At 65.3% G+C, this 17,312-nt stretch carries 16 protein-coding genes; 13 read left to right on the top strand and 3 right to left on the bottom strand.

All coding sequences use genetic code 11. The annotated features are described in order from the left end of the window. Nucleotides 1-8: 8 nt before the first annotated feature. The 4 genes from CH273_RS20250 to CH273_RS20235 all read left to right on the top strand — a co-directional run bounded on the left by CH273_RS20250 (nt 9) and on the right by CH273_RS20235 (nt 7,361). Complete coding sequence (locus CH273_RS20250) at nt 9-1,556, top strand: GMC family oxidoreductase (protein ID WP_032397868.1); 1,548 nt, start codon at nt 9-11, stop codon at nt 1,554-1,556. Further along, nucleotides 1,546-3,468, top strand: coding sequence for a putative nucleotidyltransferase substrate binding domain-containing protein (locus CH273_RS20245; RefSeq protein ID WP_032397869.1), 1,923 nt, complete (start codon nt 1,546-1,548; stop codon nt 3,466-3,468). Before CH273_RS20250 ends, CH273_RS20245 begins: the two co-directional genes overlap by 11 nt. Nucleotides 3,469-3,492: 24 nt before the next feature. Then, nucleotides 3,493-6,171, top strand: a complete 2,679-nt coding sequence (locus CH273_RS20240) for an MGH1-like glycoside hydrolase domain-containing protein (RefSeq protein WP_230597005.1) — start codon at nt 3,493-3,495, stop codon at nt 6,169-6,171. An 83-nt stretch (nt 6,172-6,254) separates the two neighbouring features. Further along, nucleotides 6,255-7,361 (top strand): alcohol dehydrogenase catalytic domain-containing protein, encoded by a 1,107-nt coding sequence (locus CH273_RS20235; RefSeq protein ID WP_032397870.1) that lies wholly within the window; start codon nt 6,255-6,257, stop codon nt 7,359-7,361. A gap of 3 nt (nt 7,362-7,364) precedes the next feature. Here the strand turns inward: CH273_RS20235 and CH273_RS20230 are convergent, their stop codons facing one another. Beyond that, nucleotides 7,365-8,153, bottom strand: coding sequence for an ABC transporter ATP-binding protein (locus tag CH273_RS20230; protein ID WP_032397871.1), 789 nt, complete (start codon nt 8,151-8,153; stop codon nt 7,365-7,367). A 91-nt stretch (nt 8,154-8,244) separates the two neighbouring features. Between CH273_RS20230 and dapB the strand changes: the two genes are divergently transcribed. From dapB to CH273_RS20215, 3 genes are read left to right on the top strand one after another with little or no spacing between them, the layout of a single operon-like run. Further along, nucleotides 8,245-9,003 (top strand): 4-hydroxy-tetrahydrodipicolinate reductase, encoded by a 759-nt coding sequence (dapB, locus tag CH273_RS20225; protein WP_032397872.1) that lies wholly within the window; start codon nt 8,245-8,247, stop codon nt 9,001-9,003. Nucleotides 9,004-9,053: 50 nt separating this feature from the next. After that, nucleotides 9,054-9,473, top strand: a complete 420-nt coding sequence (locus CH273_RS20220) for a hypothetical protein (protein ID WP_052050479.1) — start codon at nt 9,054-9,056, stop codon at nt 9,471-9,473. A 6-nt stretch (nt 9,474-9,479) separates the two neighbouring features. Further along, on the top strand, nt 9,480-9,932 hold the full coding sequence (locus CH273_RS20215) for a flavodoxin family protein (RefSeq protein WP_032397874.1): 453 nt from the start codon (nt 9,480-9,482) through the stop codon (nt 9,930-9,932). 117 nt (nt 9,933-10,049) lie between these two features. Here the strand turns inward: CH273_RS20215 and CH273_RS20210 are convergent, their stop codons facing one another. Continuing rightward, complete coding sequence (locus CH273_RS20210) at nt 10,050-10,532, bottom strand: hypothetical protein (RefSeq protein WP_230597006.1); 483 nt, start codon at nt 10,530-10,532, stop codon at nt 10,050-10,052. Between the two features lie 97 nt (nt 10,533-10,629). Between CH273_RS20210 and CH273_RS20205 the strand changes: the two genes are divergently transcribed. The 4 genes from CH273_RS20205 (at nt 10,630) to zwf (ending at nt 14,869) form a co-directional block, all read left to right on the top strand. After that, a complete protein-coding gene (locus tag CH273_RS20205; protein WP_032397875.1) occupies nt 10,630-11,991 on the top strand; it encodes an OFA family MFS transporter in 1,362 nt (453 codons plus the stop codon). Further along, nucleotides 11,988-12,104: an MFS transporter small subunit gene (locus tag CH273_RS28490; protein WP_441344239.1), complete on the top strand. Its 117-nt coding sequence runs from the start codon at nt 11,988-11,990 to the stop codon at nt 12,102-12,104. The genes CH273_RS20205 and CH273_RS28490 overlap by 4 nt, the downstream gene beginning before the upstream one ends. Before the next feature lie 35 nt (nt 12,105-12,139). After that, complete coding sequence (locus CH273_RS20200) at nt 12,140-13,348, top strand: winged helix-turn-helix domain-containing protein (protein ID WP_032397876.1); 1,209 nt, start codon at nt 12,140-12,142, stop codon at nt 13,346-13,348. A 66-nt stretch (nt 13,349-13,414) separates the two neighbouring features. Continuing rightward, the gene (zwf, locus tag CH273_RS20195; RefSeq protein ID WP_032398392.1) at nt 13,415-14,869 is read left to right on the top strand and encodes a glucose-6-phosphate dehydrogenase; all 1,455 of its coding nucleotides are present in this window, start codon (nt 13,415-13,417) and stop codon (nt 14,867-14,869) included. A gap of 27 nt (nt 14,870-14,896) precedes the next feature. Here the strand turns inward: zwf and CH273_RS20190 are convergent, their stop codons facing one another. Next, nucleotides 14,897-15,376 carry a hypothetical protein gene (locus tag CH273_RS20190; RefSeq protein WP_032397877.1) on the bottom strand — a complete coding sequence of 160 codons (480 nt, stop codon included), beginning with the start codon at nt 15,374-15,376 and terminating at the stop codon, nt 14,897-14,899. Between the two features lie 140 nt (nt 15,377-15,516). On the opposite strand from CH273_RS20190, the gene thyX reads away from it, so the two are divergent. After that, nucleotides 15,517-16,269 carry an FAD-dependent thymidylate synthase gene (gene thyX / locus CH273_RS20185; protein ID WP_032397878.1) on the top strand — a complete coding sequence of 251 codons (753 nt, stop codon included), beginning with the start codon at nt 15,517-15,519 and terminating at the stop codon, nt 16,267-16,269. A 100-nt stretch (nt 16,270-16,369) separates the two neighbouring features. Further along, nucleotides 16,370-17,278: a 4-hydroxy-tetrahydrodipicolinate synthase gene (gene dapA, locus CH273_RS20180; RefSeq protein WP_027496818.1), complete on the top strand. Its 909-nt coding sequence runs from the start codon at nt 16,370-16,372 to the stop codon at nt 17,276-17,278. Nucleotides 17,279-17,312: the final 34 nt, after the last annotated feature.

The raw sequence follows: 17,312 nt of genomic DNA, 5'->3' as shown, positions 1-17,312 counted from the left end.
AGCGTGCAGTGACAGACACCCAGTTCGATTACGTCGTCGCAGGTGGCGGGACGGCGGGGTGCGTCCTCGCGGCACGTCTGAGCGAGGACCCCTCCGTCAGTGTCTGCCTCGTCGAAGCAGGGCCGACCGACGTCGGCGATAAGGCGATTCTCGAACTGGTGGAGTGGATGCACCTGCTCGACTCCGGCTACGACTGGGACTATCCCGTCGAGCCGCAGGAACGCGGCAACAGCTTCATGCGGCACGCGCGCGCGAAAGTGCTCGGTGGCTGCTCCTCGCACAACTCCTGCATCGCGTTTCACCCACCTGCGGAAACCCTCGACGATTGGGCGGCGGCCGGTGCGACGGGGTGGGGCGCGTCGGACATCCTGCCGTACGTCGCGCGCGTGGAGAACAACGACACGGGCCGCGGACACGACGGCCCCGTGCGAATCCGCGACGTGCCGCCGAACGATCCGTGCGGTGCCGCAGTACTCGAATCGGCCGCCGGGATAGGTCTTCCCACGGTCGCATTCAACCGCGGAACGCCTGTACTCAACGGTGCCGGTTGGTTTCAGATCAATGCGGGAGAAGACGGCTCACGCATGTCGACCTCGCATGCGTACCTGCACCCGATCATCGGCTCACGGCCGAACCTCGAGGTGCGCACCGACTGCTGGATCAGCGAGATTCTGATCGACGAATCGCTGACCGCGACGGGTGTGCGATATCAGCGCCCCGACCTGACGGGCTACGACACCGTCTCCGCACGGCGCGAGGTGATCGTGACCGCCGGTGCCATCGACACGCCGAAGTTGTTGATGCTCTCGGGAATCGGACCGGCAGCCCAACTGCGCGAGATGGGAATCACGGTGCGAGTCGATTCTCCCGGTGTGGGTGAGAACCTCGACGACCACGTCGAAGGTCTGGTGTTCTGGGAAGCGAGCAAGCCCATGGTCACCACGTCCTCGCAGTGGTGGGAGATCGGGGTGTTCGCGCAGACCGACGACTCGCTGAACTACCCGGACGTGATGATGCATTACGGCAGTGTGCCGTTCGACATGAACACCCTCCGCTGGGGCTACCCGACCACCGACAACGGATTCTGCCTGACTCCGAACGTGACGCAGGGGCGCTCGCGCGGCACTGTTCGTCTGCGCAGCAGAGATTTTCGTGACCGTGCCAAAGTGGACCCGCGCTACTTCACCGATGCCGACGGCCACGACGACGCGGTGATGCTGGCCGGACTGAAGCTGGCGCGCGACATCGCCGCGCACGGTCCACTCTCGGAATGGATCGAGCGCGAACTCGCCCCAGGGCCCGAGGCCGTCACCGACGACGACCTGCTCGACTACGTGCACAAGACCCACAACACGGTCTATCACCCGGCGGGCACGGCGCGGATGGGCTCGGTGGACGACGCCATGGCCGTGCTGGATCCGGAATTACGAGTCAAGGGAGTCTCGCACCTGCGCGTGGTCGACGCGTCGGCGATGCCGAAGCTGCCGTACGTCAATCCCAACATCACGGTGATGACCATGGCGGAGAGATGCGCCGACCTGATCCGTGGCGGATAGATCGGAGCTGGCCGATTTCCTCGGCGCGCATCCACCGTTTCAGGGCGCGCCACCGGCTGTGCTGGCCGAGGTGGCCGCGGCGGCCGTCGAACGCGAGTACGGCAGTGGCGCATGGGTTGTGGACCCTCGACGGATGGACGTCTCGACCGATACCGACACCGTATGGGTGGTGCATACCGGGCGCGTGGTGATCATGCACCCCGACGCGACCTCTCCCACCGAGGTGCCGATCGACACCATCGGTGAAGGTGGCGTCTTCGGATTCTCGGCTCTGCTGTCCGGTGGAACTGTCGAATTCCGAGCGCGGGCACTCGAACCGAGTGTCGTCCTGCAGTTGCCCGGTGCACTGGTTCGGCCGTTGTTCGCGACGCCCACCGGTCTGGCGTTCCTGGCCGATGCCGTCAATTCGTCGTCTGCATACCGTGGGGGACCGGTCGAGGGTAGCGCAGGCCGCACTGTCGGTGAATTGCTCTCGGCCCCAGCGGTGTTCGTACCCGTCGGCACCACCGTTCGAGACGCCGTCCGGCACATGACCGATCAGGGCAGCTCGTACGTTCTGGTTCCGCTGCGTGGCTCGCGCCATGGCATATTCACCGACCGAGACCTCCGAATTCGTGTGGTGGCCGCCGGGATCGGAGTCGATACTCCGATAGAGCAGGTGATGACGGCACCCGCCGAGACCGTCACGGCGGACCGGCTGGCCGGCACCGTGCTGATGGACATGCTCGAACTGGGGCTGCGGCACATGCCCGTGGTGTCCGATCGGGGCGAGGTTCTCGGTGTCGTCGAGGATTCCGATCTGCACGCTGCCTCGACTCGACGCAGTTTCGTGGTGCGCCGAGCGGTGGCGTCGGCTTCGACCTCCGCCGAACTCGCCGACGCAGGCAGGCTCGTGCCCCGACTGGTGGTGGATCTGTTCCAGGGCGGAACCGATGCGATGGCGGTCAGCGCGATCCTCTCCGTCGTGGTGGACAGCATCGTCCGCCGTGCCGTCGAGATCGAATGGACTGCACGTCCGGACGTGCCGCGTGACCGATTCGCCTGGATCACTCTCGGCAGCGTGGCGCGTCGAGAAGCCATGCCCTCCTCGGACGTCGACAGTGCGCTGAGCTGGGCGGACACCACCGCCGACCCCGAGGTTCGAGGGAAAGCGAACGCGGTGCAGAGAACCCGCGACGAGGCGTTGATGGACTTGGCCGCCCGTGTGCACGAGAGCCTCGACGGTGCCGGGCTACCGTCGGACACCAACGGCGCGGTCGCGAGCTCACCTCGATTCGCACGCTCGGCCGGTCAGTGGGAACGCGCCGCGGCGCACTGGCTCAGCAACCCCTTCGGCCAACGTGGCAATCCGGCAGAGGACTCCGGCCTCATCATGTCCTCGCTGATGATCGACGGCAGAGTGGTGTGGGGCCCGAGAGAACTGCACACCGTGCCCGAGGCCTACCGCCGACTGCTGGTCGATCACCCCGACGCACTGCGGTTGCAGCTGCGTGATGCGCTCGCCGGCCGCGCTCGGCTGCGATCGCTACGCGACGTCCTGGCTCGGCGCGGCGGGACGTTCGATCTCAAGGCCCACGCGCTGACGCCCATCGTCAACCTCGCTCGCTGGGGTGGGCTGTCGGTCGGCATGGCCTCGGCCTCCACGCCGGCGCGACTCGCCGCGGCGTCGGGTAACGGCATGCTCTCCGAACGTGATGTCACTGCACTGTCCGAGGTGTTCGCGCTGCTGCAACGGCTCCGACTGTCGCATCAGATCGACCAGATCACAGCGGGCCACCGCCCCGGCGACGTGCTGATCATGGCCGATCTGTCGCCGCTCGAACGAAGCCTGCTGACCGACGGCATCCGCGAGATCGCCGCGGTACAACGACGCGTCGGCTACCTCGCGGCCAACGTCGGCGTGCATCGATGACCGCCAACGACCAGACTGTGTGCCGTGACCACCAATCCCGTGAGCGTTCCCACCCCGTCCACCGTCGAACACAATCGGTTGGCCGAATCGCCCGGAGTCAGCGGACCGTGGCGCCAGTGGGGTCCGTATCTGGCGGGACGGCAGTGGGGCACAGTGCGCGAGGACTACTCCGAAGACGGGAACGCCTGGGCGTCGTTCCCTTTCGACCAGGCACACAAGCGGGCCTACCGCTGGGGCGAGGACGGGATCGGCGGAATCTGCGACCGCTTCGGGTTCCTCAACTTCTCGTTCGCACTGTGGAACCGCAAGGACCCGATCCTGAAGGAACGTCTGTTCGGCCTCGCCAACGAAGAAGGCAATCACGGCGAGGACGTCAAGGAGTACTTCTGGGCCGTCGACGGAACACCGACGCACAGTTGGATGCAGTGGCTCTACCGCTACCCGCACGCGGAGTACCCCTACGCCCACCTGCGAGAAGAGAACGCTCGACGCGGACGTGACGACCGCGAGTACGAGCTGGCCGACACCGGCATCCTCGACGAGAACAGATTCTTCGACGTCCAGGTCACGTACGCCAAGGCCTCGCCCGACGACATCTGCATCACCATCTCGATCACCAACCACGGCCCCGAGGCGGCATCGGTGGACCTGTTGCCGCACCTGTGGTTGCGCAACACCTGGTCCTGGGGACGCGACGAGCGGGGCGGAACACTGGCGCAGCTGAGCCCGCCGGACCTGATGGCAGGTGGACTCGAAGCGATCGCCGTCGATCACGGATTTCTCGGTCGGTACTACCTCAGTGCCGAAGGCACGCCGGCAGTTCTGTTCTGCGACAACGAGACCAATGCCGAAGCCCTGTGGGGGCAGGAGAACATCTCGTCCTACCCCAAGGACGGCATCGGCCGCCGAGTCGTCGACGGGGAACTCGATGCGGTCAACCCCGAGCAGACGGGAACGAAGGCTGCGTTCTGGTATCGCTTCGACGACATCGCCTCGGGTGCAACGGAATCGGTCAGGCTGCGGCTCTCGCCCAACCGCCCGGACGAGCAGACGTTCGGGGCCGGATTCGATGCCGTCAACGTCGATCGCCAGGTCGAGGCGGACGAGTTCTACGGTGCCGTGATCGGTGCCGATCTCACCGATGTCGACCGGCACGTGGCACGGCGCGCGTACGCCGGCCTGTTGTGGACCAAGCAGCTCTATCGATACGACGTCGAGGAGTGGATCGAGGGCGACAAGGTCGGAGCTCCGGCACCGGACTCGCGGCAGGACCCGGGTGGGCGCAACGCGCACTGGCGTCACCTGGCATTGGCCGATGTGATCTCGATGCCCGACGAGTGGGAGTATCCGTGGTTCGCGGCCTGGGACCTGGCCTTCCACGCGATTCCGTTGGCGCACGTGGACGCCGATTTCGCCAAGGAACAGTTGGTGCTCATGTGCCGGGAATGGGCCATGCACCCCAACGGTCAACTGCCTGCGTACGAATGGGAGTTCGGTGATGTCAACCCACCCGTGCACGCGTGGGCGGCGTGGCACGTCTATCGCATCGACGGCTACCGGGATCGCGAATTCCTGGTGCGGGTGTTCACCAAGCTGCTGCTCAACTTCGCGTGGTGGGTCAACCGCAAGGACTCCGAGGGCTCGAACATCTTCGAGGGCGGATTCCTCGGCATGGACAACATCGGACTGTTCAACCGATCTGCACCACTGCCTCCCGGCTTCCGACTCGAGCAGTCCGACGCGACCAGTTGGATGGCGTTCTACTGCCAGCAGATGTTCAAGATCGCACTCGAGCTCGCGCGGCACGACAGCGCCTGGGACGACGTCGCGACGAAGTTCTTCTCGCACTTCCTCTCGATCGCGAAAGCCGTCAATTCGTTCGGTTCGCAGCATATTTCGCTCTGGCACGAGGAAGACGGCTTCTTCTACGACGTTCTCGTCCAACCTCAGGGCGATGCGGTTCCGATGCGGGTGCGATCGATGGTCGGCCTGCTGCCCATCCTCGGGGCCACCGAGATTCCGCCGTGGGTCGAGGAGGAATGCCCCGACCTCACCGCCCGTCTGCGTTGGGTTCAGCGTCGACGGCCGGAGATGGTCAGCCCACTGCTGGCTCGGCGTGAGGGCGGCGAGGTGCGGATGCTGCTCACGCTCGTCCAGCCCGAGCGTCTCAAGCGCATCCTCTCGCGGATGTTCGATTGCGAGGAATTCCTGTCGCAGTTCGGAATTCGATCGCTGTCTGCCTCGTATCGCGAGCCGGTGACCTTCGACGTCGACGGACGAAGCCTGTCCATCGAATACGAGCCGGGGGAGTCGCGTACCGGAATGTTCGGTGGTAACTCGAATTGGCGTGGACCGGTGTGGTTCCCGGTGAACGTACTGCTGGCCGACAAGCTGCGCGCGTACGGCCGGTACTACGGCGACTCGTTCACCATCGAGATCCCCACCGGCTCGGGCAACCACCGCACCCTCACCGACGCCGCCGATCTGATCGACAACGGTCTCGCCGGACTGTTCCGGCCGGTGGACGGCAAGCGGCCCGCGGACGGCGATCGCATCGAGTCCAGTGCCGACCCGTTGTGGTCCGAGCATCCCAGTTTCAACGAGTACTTCGACGGAGACACCGGCGAGGGACTCGGGGCAACCCACCAAACCGGGTGGACAGCGCTGGTGGCGCACCTGCTCAGGCCGCGTCTGCCGCTCTGAGGGCCTGCGGCCCATGTGAGTGGAACTTCGTAGTGGGCTACGAAGTTCCACGCACATGCGGCGGAGCCGCATAGTCTGGCGGGATGAAGATTCGCGGCGCAGTACTCGAAGAAATCGGCCGATCTCGTCCCTTCGCGGACTCGCATCCCATCACCGTCTCGGACCTCGAGCTCGGTTCGCCGGGCGACGGCGAACTGCTGATCAGAATCGAAGCCGCGGGGCTGTGCCACTCGGACCTGTCGGTGGTCGACGGCAATCGAGTTCGTCCGGTCCCGATGCTGCTCGGCCACGAGGCCGCAGGCCGAGTCGAGGAAGTCGGACCGGGCGTCGACGACATCGCGATCGGTACCCGCGTCGTCATGACGTTCCTGCCGCGCTGCGGCGAGTGTGCCGGGTGCGCCACCGACGGTCAGATGCCGTGCATCACCGGTAGCGCGTCGAACAATGCCGGGACCCTGCTCGGCGGCGGCATCAAGTTGCACCGTGACGGGCAAGAGGTCAAACATCACCTCGGAGTCTCCGGATTCGCCACCCATGCGGTGGTGAGCCGAAAGTCCGTGGTGCCGGTCGAGGACGACATCCCGGCCGATATCGCCGCAGTTCTCGGTTGTGCGGTACTGACCGGCGGTGGCGCGGTGCTCAACGCCGGAACTCCGACGCCCGGTCAATCGGTGATGGTGGTGGGTCTCGGCGGAGTCGGCATGGCCGCCGTTCTGACAGCCGTATCGGTGGGTGCAGGCGAGGTGATCGGAGTCGACGGAGTCCCGGACAAGCTCTCCACCGCAACCGATCTGGGCGCAACGCAGGTCTATTCACCGGCCGAGCTCGCCGAGAAGGGAATCAAGGCCGATATCGTGATCGAGGCGGCAGGCAACGCCCGAGCCTTCGAAACTGCCGTCGCTGCAACGGCTCCCGGCGGCAAAACCATCACCGTCGGTCTCCCGTCGCCCGACGCCCGCTCGTCCATCTCGCCGCTGGGCCTGGTGGCCGAGGCGCGCACGATCATCGGCAGCTACCTGGGCTCCGCCGTCCCGGCGCGCGATATCCCGACCTATGCCCAGATGTGGCGTGAGGGACGGCTTCCCGTCGAGAAGCTGATCTCCTCGAGAATCACGTTGGACGAGATCAACCGCGGCATGGACGAATTGGCCGACGGCAACGCGATCCGTCAGGTCATCGTCTTCGACTGAGCATCAGCTGTTGGCGGCGGTCGCGACCCACCGGCCGCGCTGCGTCGAGATCTCGATGGGATGGTCGAAACACTTACTGATGTTTGCGGTGGTCAGCACCGCGTCGACGGCTCCCTGCGCCAACACCTTTCCGTTGCGGATGAGCAGGGCGTGGGTGGTCGAGACGGGGATCTCTTCGAGGTGGTGCGTCACCAGAATGCTCGCCAGGCTCGGGTGCTCGGCCCGCAACGAGTCGAGCGCACCGAGGAGTTGTTCGCGGGCAGCGAGATCGAGTCCGGTGGCGGGCTCGTCGAGCAACAGCACTGCGGGGTCGGGGAGCAGGGCGCGCGCGATGAGCGCTCGGCCACGTTCTCCCTGGGAGAGCGTGTGCCACGATGCCTCGGTGCGATGGGCGACGCCGAGGGAACCGATCAACCGATGGGCACGGGCGATCTGGTCCTCGGTGGCCGACCATCTCGGGATCAGGTCGGGAGTGTTGGTCAGGCCGGTCAGCACCACCTGGAACAGAGTCAGCGGAGCCTCGACCGTCAGACGGGGATCGACGTGGCCGATGCGCGTCCGCAATTCGCGCATGTCCACCCGGCCGAGGCGATGCCCGAGAACGTGCACGGAACCGTGCGTGGGATGCACCACGGCACCGAGCAAGCTGAGCAGAGTGCTCTTACCTGCGCCGTTCGCACCGAGCAACACCCAGTGCTCGCCCTCCTCGACCCGTATCGTGGCGTCGCTGAGCAGGTATCGGCCGCCGCGGACGACATCGACTCGGTCGGCGAACAGGACGCTGGATGGCACCGGACGACCGTAGCTGCCGGTGCGGATCGCGGAGAAGTAGGCTCTGAGGTCGGTAGAACCGACAAGACGACGAAACGAGTGTGGGTACGACGTGAGTGCAACGGCACCTGTTCGAGTAGGGGTACTGGGGTCACGCGGCAAGGTCGGTCAGGCAATCTGTGCCGCCGTCGAGGCGGCCGACGATCTCGAGCTCGTGGCGACCGTCGACCAGGGTGATCCGCTGGCGAATTTCGTCGACGCGAACGCCCAGGTGGTTGTCGATTTCACCCATCCCGACGTGGTGATGGACAACCTGCAGTTCCTGATCGAGCAGGGCATCCATGCTGTGGTCGGTACCACCGGTTTCGACGACCGGCGGCTCGAGCAGGTTCGCGAATGGCTGGCGGGATCGCCGCAGACGGGTGTGCTGATCGCGCCCAACTTCGCCATCGGTGCGGTGCTGTCGATGCGATTCGCGCAGCAGGCAGCGCGGTTCTTCGACTCCGTCGAGGTGATCGAACTGCACCACCCCAACAAGGCCGACGCGCCGTCGGGCACGGCGTATCGCACTGCCGCGCTGATCGCCGAGGCACGCGCCGCCGCAGGAACTCCGACGAGCCCCGATGCGACGACCACCGAACTCGACGGCGCACGTGGTGCCGACGTGGACGGCGTGCGGGTGCACTCGATCCGGCTCGCGGGACTCGTTGCGCACCAAGAGGTTCTGCTCGGCACGCAGGGGGAGACGCTGAGCATCAGGCACGATTCGCTCGACCGAACATCCTTCGCGCCCGGAGTCCTTCTGGGAGTCCGCGAGATCGCCGGACGACCGGGGTTGACCGTCGGGCTCGATCCGCTGCTGGATCTGTGAGCTGATCGACGGTGAACAAGACGACGAAGGTGCTCGCCATCATCACGGTGATGGTGCTGATCCTCGGCTTCTACTTCTTCCTGCTCGGTCAGCGCGGTGTGACGCTGATCCAGAACGGTGGAGTGGCGAGCATCTCCCTGGGGATCGGGGTCCTGCTGCTGCCGATACTCGGGTTGTGGATCGTGTGGGCCACCTTGAAAGCCGGTTTCGACCATCAGAGGCTGGCATCGCGCATTCACGAGGAAGGCCTCGAACTCGACGTCTCGGACCTTCCGCGCAGACCGTCGGGACGCATCGAACGTGATGCCGCAGACGAGTTGTTCCAACGGATCAAGACCGAGTGGGAGAAGGATCCGGACAACTGGCGCAACTCGTACCGGTTGGCTCGTGCCTACGATTACGCCGGTGACCGCGGGCGGGCCCGCGAGACGATGAAGCGCGCCGTGGCACTCGAACGGAACGAGAACTGACCGTCGATGCCGCGCACCCTGCTGGTCGTTCATCACACCCCGAGCCCGCTCACACGTGAGCTGCTCGAGGCAGTGCTCGACGGCACACACGACCCCGAGATCACCGGCGTCGACGTACGCAGTGTGCCTGCTCTCGGTGCGACCGTTCCGGATGTCCTCGGTGCCGACGGATTTCTCTTCGGAACGCCGGCGAACTTCGGGTACATGAGTGGGGCGCTGAAACACTTCTTCGACACCGTGTACTACCCGTGCCTCGGTGCCGTTGCCGGAAAGCCCTACGCCGCTTGGGTTCACGGCAACGACGACACCGTGGGTGCCGGACGGGCCATCGAGAAGATCGCGTCGGGTTGGGGCCTCGAGAAGGTCTTCGGGACCGTACACATTGCCGAGAGCGGCAAGCCCGCACGTGAACGCTGCTACGAATTGGGCGGAACCGTCGCGGCGGGGCTGTCCGACTGACGGTGGCGGTTTCCCGACGGGCTTCCACGATGACGCGCGCGCCCCGAGAACTACGACGGTCCGTCCGACACCCGCGACGGCCGACGCCATCAGGTCCGTCCCGGGTCGCCACCGAATTCAGTCGGAATCGTCGGGGGAGTCGGCACGCAGAATCTCGTCGGCGGGAATCTGCAGCGGAATCTCGAGCAGCCGCTCCGGCCAGCTCGGATACGCGGGCCTGATCCACACCCGGTTGTCGTCGAGTTGTGTCATCAGCACCCGCCGCCAGGGCCAATCGTCATGCGGTGCGGACAGGTCCGTCTCCGGCTCGAGTGGTAGCGGGGCCTTCGTCCAGTGCGGCGCCGACAGCGATGCCAGACCCCGATCCTCCAGGTGCTCGATTGCGCGCTCGATCGGAACGCCCCGAGCCACGGTGACCCCGACAGGATTGACGGCATCGACGAGATAGCCCTCGTCGTACTCGTCCCGCGTATTCGATTCGTGCGCGACGGTCCATCCGATCACTTCGCCGTCGGAGGCCCGTTTGACGGGCAGGCGACTGCGCCACCGTTCGATATCCACTTTCTCGAAGATACCCGGAGCCGATAGTGACTTCGGCACAGAAACTATTCCTGATTGTGAGCAGCCGGGGCGGTGCCCGTGTTTGACTGCTAGGGCTCGTACAAGTTTGTACCACTTTCTATTCCAAGGGATTTCGATGACCCTCCCCATTCTCGACCGGTCCAGAATCGTCGCCACACCCGAGTGGAGTCGCTGGTTGATACCCCCGGCGGCCCTGTCGATTCACCTCGCGATCGGGTCCGCCTACGCCTGGAGCGTGTTCAAGAACGCCATCTCGCAGCCCGACGCGCTCGGACTCAGCGGAACCGTCACCGCCATTCCGTTCCAGCTCGCCATCGTCATGCTCGGCCTGTCCGCGGCGATCTTCGGAACCCGCGTCGAGAAGAACGGTCCACGGTGGGCCATGGCCGTCTCCCTGGTCTTCTTCGTCTCCGGACTGTTGCTGTCCGCGCTCGGCATGGCCCTCGGACAGTTCTGGCTGGTGATCTTCGGCTACGGATTCGTCGGCGGCATCGGCCTCGGAATCGGCTACATCTCACCTGTCTCGACGCTGATGAAATGGTTCCCCGACCGGCCGGGTATGGCCACGGGAATCGCGATCATGGGCTTCGGCGGCGGCGCACTCATCGCGTCTCCGCTCACCAGCCAGCTGATGGTCAACTTCGGCGGCTTCACCGACGGTTCCATCGCCAAGACGTTCCTCACGCTGGGCGTCGGATACGCGGTGTTCATGGCCCTCGGTGTCGTGCTCATCAGAGTGCCGGCCGAGGGATGGAAGCCGGCAGGCTGGACCCCGCCCGCGTCGTCGTCGATGATCTCGACGCACAACGTCTCGGCCGCGAACGCAGTGAAGACTCCGCAGTTCTGGCTGCTGTGGGTCGTGTTGTGCTTCAACGTCACTGCCGGAATCGGCATCCTCGAACGCGGATCGGGCATCTATCAGGACTTCTTTCCCGACGCGACCTCGCCCGAATCCCTTGCTGCCGCAGCCGCCGGTTTCGTCGCGTTCCTTTCCCTGACCAACATGATCGGGCGGTTCGTCTGGTCCTCGGTCTCCGATGTGGTCGGTCGCAAGAACATCTACCGGATGTATCTCGGTGTCGGAGCGTTGCTGTACCTGTACATCGCACTGTTCACCAACACCAACAAGATCCTGTTCATGGTCTCGGCTCTGTTGATTCTCTCGTTCTACGGTGCGGGTTTCGCGACGGTTCCCGCCTATCTCAAAGACCTCTTCGGTACGTACCAGGTCGGCGCGATCCACGGACGACTGCTCACCGCATGGTCGGTGGCCGGTGTGTTGGGGCCACTGATCGTCAATGCCATCGCCGACGCGGGTGAGCCGGGGACCACCGGCCGATACCTGCCGGCGTTCTACGTGATGATCGGCCTGCTGGTGGTCGGCTTCCTGGCCAACGAGGCGATCAAACCGGTCGCCTCCAAGTACCACGAATCCGATCACGCGGGTTCTGCAGCCACTACGGGAGTGAAGGCATGAGCGGCGTACAGAGGCAGGTCACGATGGCGGTCGCATGGGCGTGGGTCGGTGTGCCGTTCGCCTACGGACTGTACGAATTGATCCTCAAGGCGGCGAATCTGTTCAGTACCTGAGTCGACGTGTCGGTGGGCCGTGACAGGCTGGCCCGATGCAGGAGATGAGTGCCGCCGCCGCCCGCCGCACGGCCCTGGCCGCCCAGGGGCTGGCGTCGAGGCGGTCGCGTACTCGGCCGGCGAGCAGGGCCGCGGTGCACGCGGCGATCGACACCACCGGGTTGCTGCAGATCGACTCGGTGTCGGTGGTGGTTCGTGCGCACTATGCACCGGTGTTCAGCCGCGTCGGCGTGTACGACCGCTCGATCGTCGACGACGCCGCATGGACCGACACCGCTCGTCGGCCCCGTCGATTGGTGGAGTACTGGGCACACGAGGCCGCGCTGCTACCCGTCGAGGACTGGGCGCTGATGCGGTGGCGAATGGAGCTGTATCGACACGGGCGGTGGGGCGGAGCTGCCCACATTCTCGACCGTGAACCGACTCTTGTCGACGACGTCCTCGCGGTGATCGGCGACAACGGTGCGGCCAGCGCAGGTGAGATCGAGAAGCACCTCGAGGTGGACACACCCGGTCGCAAGGGGCCGTGGTGGGATCGCAGTGACGTCAAGGTCGTCTGCGAACAGCTGTTCGCGGCGGGCGTGGTGACCGTGCCGGCACGGACGGGTTTCGTGCGCCGGTACGAGCTCAGCGAACGGGTGATCCCGGACGACGTTCTGCGCAGGCGCGTCGACGAACCGTTCGCGGTACGTGCACTGATCGAGAAGTCCTCGCGGGCACTGGGAGTCGCCACCGAGCCGGATCTGAGGGATTACTACCGACTCTCGCAGAAGCAGGCCAAGGCGGCGATCGCCGAACTCGTCGAGGACGGTGTGCTCGAACAGGTGACCGTTCGAGGCTGGAACGCACCGGCATTCCTGCACCGCGAGGCCAGGACACCGCGAACGGCCACCGCTGCCGCTCTGCTGTGCCCGTTCGATCCGATGATCTTCTACCGGCCGCGGGTCCAGCGAATCTTCGACTTCCACTATCGAATCGAGATATACACCCCACAGCACAAGCGAGTTCACGGCTACTACGTGTTTCCCTTTCTGCTGGACGGGCATCTGGTGGCCCGACTCGATCTCAAGGCGGTGCGAGCGCGGTCCGAGCTGCACGTGGTCGCGGCCTTCGTCGAAGGCGACCGCAACGCGGGCGACATCGCGCCTCGACTGCGAGAGGTGCTGCGGCAGATGGCGGATTGGCTCGAACTCGAACGCGTGGTGGTGGGTGACCGGGGAGACCTCGTCGCCGCATTGCGTTGACCTTCGTCGGCTGGGTCGGGTCCCGCCGAAGTGCACTCGGGCAGAATCGGTGCCACTATTCGAACCGTGACTTCACGCCGGTCGGACACCGCTACGGAACTCCCACCCCAGGTCGTCGTCCTGTTCGGGGCGACAGGAGACCTGGCCAAGCGAAAACTGCTGTCCGGGATGATGCATCTGGCGCTGTCCGATCTCGCGCCGAACATCCGGGTCGTCGGAACCTCGCTCGAAGAGATGTCGACCGACGAATTCCGCGCTCTCGCTCGCGAATCGATCAACACCTACTCGAGCCGCAAAGTCGGCGACGAGCAATGGAGTCGTTTCGCCTCGCGACTGACCTACGTGTCGCAGAAGGCAGGACCGGCGGCGCTGGGGGAGGCCGTGGCCGAGGCCGAGATCGAACTGGGCGGAAGCGCCAAACGGCTCCACTACCTGTCCGTTCCGCCGAGAGCTGCTCTGGCAGTGGTGGATACGCTCGCGTCGGCAGATCTGGTCAAGCGCTCCCGAATCATCATGGAGAAGCCGTTCGGCACAGACCTCGAGAGCGCGATCGCCCTGAACGCTCGGGTTCACGAGACGTTCGACGAGGATCAGATCTTCCGGATCGATCACTTTCTCGGCAAGGAACCCGCGCAGAACATCCTGGCCTTCCGCTTCGCCAACGGGTTGTTCGAGCCGATCTGGAATCGCAACTTCATCGATCACGTCCAGATCGACATCCCGGAGAAGCTCGCCCTCGACGGACGAGCCGGGTTCTACGAATCCACCGGCGCGTACAAGGACATGGTGGTCACCCACCTGTTCCAGGTGCTGGCATTCATGGCGATGGAACCGCCGACGGCGCTCGAACCCCGCGCCATCAGCGAGGAGAAGAACAAGGTCTTCCGGTCCATGATGCCGCTCGACCCGAAAAACGTTGTCCGAGGCCAGTACACGGGCTATCGCTCGGAGGAGGGTGTGGCCGCCGACTCCGACACCGACACCTTCGTGGCCCTCAAATGCGAGATCGACAACTGGCGCTGGGCCGGAGTGCCCTTCTACCTGCGCAGCGGCAAACGCCTCGCCGAGGGGCAGCGCATCATCTCGATCGCGTTCAGGGAACCACCGAAGAGCATGTTCCCGGCCGGCTCGGGCGTGGGTGCGCAAGGTCCCGACCACCTGACCTTCGACCTCGCGGACGCCTCGAAGGTGTCACTGTCGTTCTACGGCAAGCGTCCAGGACCCGGTATGCGTCTGGACAAACTCAGCATGCAGTTCGCCATCCAGGAAACCGAGCGGGTCGGCGACGTCCTCGAGGCGTACGAACGGCTCATTCTCGACGCCATGTACGGCGACCACACGCTGTTCACCACAGCCGAGGGTATCGAGCGGCTGTGGCAGGTGTCCGAGCCGCTGCTCGCCGATCCGCCCCCCGTTCGCCTGTACGCACCGGGGTCGTGGGGACCCAACGCGATCCACCAACTCATCGCCCCACACGCGTGGCGGTTGCCGTTCGAGCGGGAGTGGCGCGAGAAGAAGTAGGGCCAGCGCTCGCTCGAACTCCTGGGCTCAGTTGTTCCAGCCGCGCTCCTTGCGCATCTGATCGCGCAGTGCGCCCTGAACTGCTTGCGACAACCACGAATTGAGCGACACTCCGCTGTTGTTCGCGGCGTCCTCGGCACGTTCCTTGATCTGCTCGACCAGTCGCAGCGTCACCCGTCGCACCTCACCGGACACATCGTCCATGGTGGGGTAGTCCTCGGTGACGGGCTCCGCCGGATCGCCGTCGTGCAGACCGGGCACCGGGCTGTCGCGTCGAACATCGGCGTGCGCCTGCGTGCCGTCGAGACGAACGGTGACCGTATGTCCGTCCAGATCGTTCGAGACCTCGGCCGCGAAGTCGGACAGTGCGGTGAGCAGCATCAATCTGGCCGACGCTTCGGCCGTCTTTCCGAGAGCCTCCGCTGTCTGTCGGGTGTGCTCGTCTCCCAGGGCGGCCGCCGCGAGTAGATCCGTGCGCAGTGACGCGGTGTACTTGTCCAGTTCCATGACGCCAGTGTGACGCCATGAATGACGTCGGTCAAGGAGTGCTGGTGGCGTCATGTATCCGCACAGTGACGCCATCGCTCGCCGGGCATCGGTGCCGCGTTTAGGGTTGTGCGGTGTCAGCAGAAAACGAAGGTAGAGCTGTGCCGCGGACGGTTGCGTTGAGAGTGCAACTGGTCGCCCGAACCGAGTTCGTTCCGCCCGTCGACATCCCCTGGGAAACCGACGCGGACGGGGGACAGGCGCTGGTCGAGTTCGCCGGACGGGCCTGCTATCAGAGCTGGTCCAAGCCCAATCCCCGGACTGCGACCAACGCGTCGTACCTGCGGCATCTGCTCGACGTCGGACACCTCTCGGTTCTCGAACACGCGAGCGTGAGCTTCTACATCACCGGAATCTCACGCTCGTGCACGCACGAGCTGATTCGGCACCGGCACTTCTCCTACTCGCAGCTCTCGCAGCGATTCGTTCCCGAGCACGACGCCAACGTGGTTCTTCCGCCCGCAGTCGAAGGCGATCCCGAACTCGAGGCGCTGTTCGCCGCGGCCACCGAGGCCAGCCGGGCGGCCTACACCGAACTGCTCGGTGCACTCGAAGGAAAGCTGGAATCGGTCACCAACGCCGCGCTGCGAGGTAAGCAGGCGCGTCAGGCGGCCCGGTCGGTGTTGCCGAATGCGACCGAGACGAGGGTCGTGGTGAGCGGAAACTACCGCGCATGGCGACATTTCGTGTCGATGCGAGCCTCCGAACATGCGGACGTGGAAATTCGACGTGTTGCCGTGGAATGTCTGCGTAAGCTCGTGGACGTGGCTCCGGACGTGTTCGGCGACTTCGAGATCTCGACGCTGCCGGACGGCACGGAAGTCGCCCGCAGCCCGTTCGTGACCGAGGTCTGACGACGAGGTTCGGTTGCCTCGAAGACCGGGTATGCACCGGCGGTGTCGGCGGGGAGTCCCGCTGCGCGAGAGTGGGTAAAGCACCGGGTAATCTGCTGCCATGACCTACGGTGACGCCGCTCCATCCGTTGCGCCTGTGTTCGGTACGGTGCTCACTGCCATGGTGACCCCGTTCACAGCGGACGGTAAGTTGGACATCGATGCAGGCGTTCGGCTGGCACACCACCTCGTCGAGCAGGGCAACGACGGATTGGTTCTGGCCGGCACGACGGGCGAGTCGCCCACCACCACCGAGAACGAGAAGCTCGAACTGCTCCGTGCGGTGATCGCCGCGGTCGGCCATCGGGCTCGCATCATCGCCGGGGCAGGCAGCAACGACACCGCGCACAGCGTCGAACTCGCTCGTGATGCCGCTCGCGCAGGCGCGCACGGTCTTCTGGTCGTCACCCCGTACTACTCGCGGCCACCGCAGGCCGGTCTGTACGCGCACTTCACCGCGGTCGCGAATGCCACCGACCTGCCCGTGATGCTCTACGACATTCCGCCGCGATCGGTCGTTCCCATCGAGACCGAGACGCTGCGTCGGCTGGCCGAACATCCCCGGATCCTCGCGGTCAAGGACGCCAAGGGCGATCTGAACGCCGGTGCCGAACTGATCGCGTCGACCGGGTTGCAGTTCTACTCCGGCGACGACCCGCTCAACCTGCCCTGGCTCTCGGTGGGTGCCACCGGCTTCGTCAGCGTCATCGGCCACCTCGTTCCGGCGCGTCTGCGTGAGCTGCACACCGCTTTCATGATGGGCGACATCGCACGTGCACAGGCGATCAACGTCAGCCTCATCCCGGTCATCCGTTCGGTCGCGCGCCTCGGCGGCGTCAGCGCATCGAAGGCCGGCCTTCGCCTCATCGGACTCGATGTCGGCGAACCACGACTTCCCCAGGTGCCACCGAGCATCGACCACATCGAATTGCTCGCAGCAGAGCTGCGGGCGGCAGGAGTTCTTGTATGACACGACCGAACCGATCGCGCGGACGCGCAACCCG

The sequence above is a fragment of the Rhodococcus sp. 05-339-2 genome (assembly GCF_002258965.1).
Taxonomy (GTDB): Bacteria; Actinomycetota; Actinomycetes; order Mycobacteriales; family Mycobacteriaceae; genus Rhodococcoides.
The sequence above is the reverse complement of the archived record's forward strand: the minus strand, read 5'-3'. Positions and strand labels throughout refer to the sequence as shown.

What these genes read in the sequence shown, in the direction of transcription:
- CH273_RS20235 (WP_032397870.1), top strand. Translation starts at nt 6,255, where the DNA reads ATGAAGATTCGCGGCGCAGTACTCGAAGAAATCGGCCGATCTCGTCCC.
- CH273_RS20220 (WP_052050479.1), top strand. Translation starts at nt 9,054, where the DNA reads ATGGTGCTGATCCTCGGCTTCTACTTCTTCCTGCTCGGTCAGCGCGGT.
- CH273_RS20215 (WP_032397874.1), top strand. Translation starts at nt 9,480, where the DNA reads ATGCCGCGCACCCTGCTGGTCGTTCATCACACCCCGAGCCCGCTCACA.
- CH273_RS20205 (WP_032397875.1), top strand. Translation starts at nt 10,630, where the DNA reads ATGACCCTCCCCATTCTCGACCGGTCCAGAATCGTCGCCACACCCGAG.
- CH273_RS28490 (WP_441344239.1), top strand. Translation starts at nt 11,988, where the DNA reads ATGAGCGGCGTACAGAGGCAGGTCACGATGGCGGTCGCATGGGCGTGG.
- CH273_RS20200 (WP_032397876.1), top strand. Translation starts at nt 12,140, where the DNA reads ATGCAGGAGATGAGTGCCGCCGCCGCCCGCCGCACGGCCCTGGCCGCC.
- CH273_RS20190 (WP_032397877.1), bottom strand. Translation starts at nt 15,376, where the DNA reads ATGGAACTGGACAAGTACACCGCGTCACTGCGCACGGATCTACTCGCG.
- dapA (WP_027496818.1), top strand. Translation starts at nt 16,370, where the DNA reads ATGACCTACGGTGACGCCGCTCCATCCGTTGCGCCTGTGTTCGGTACG.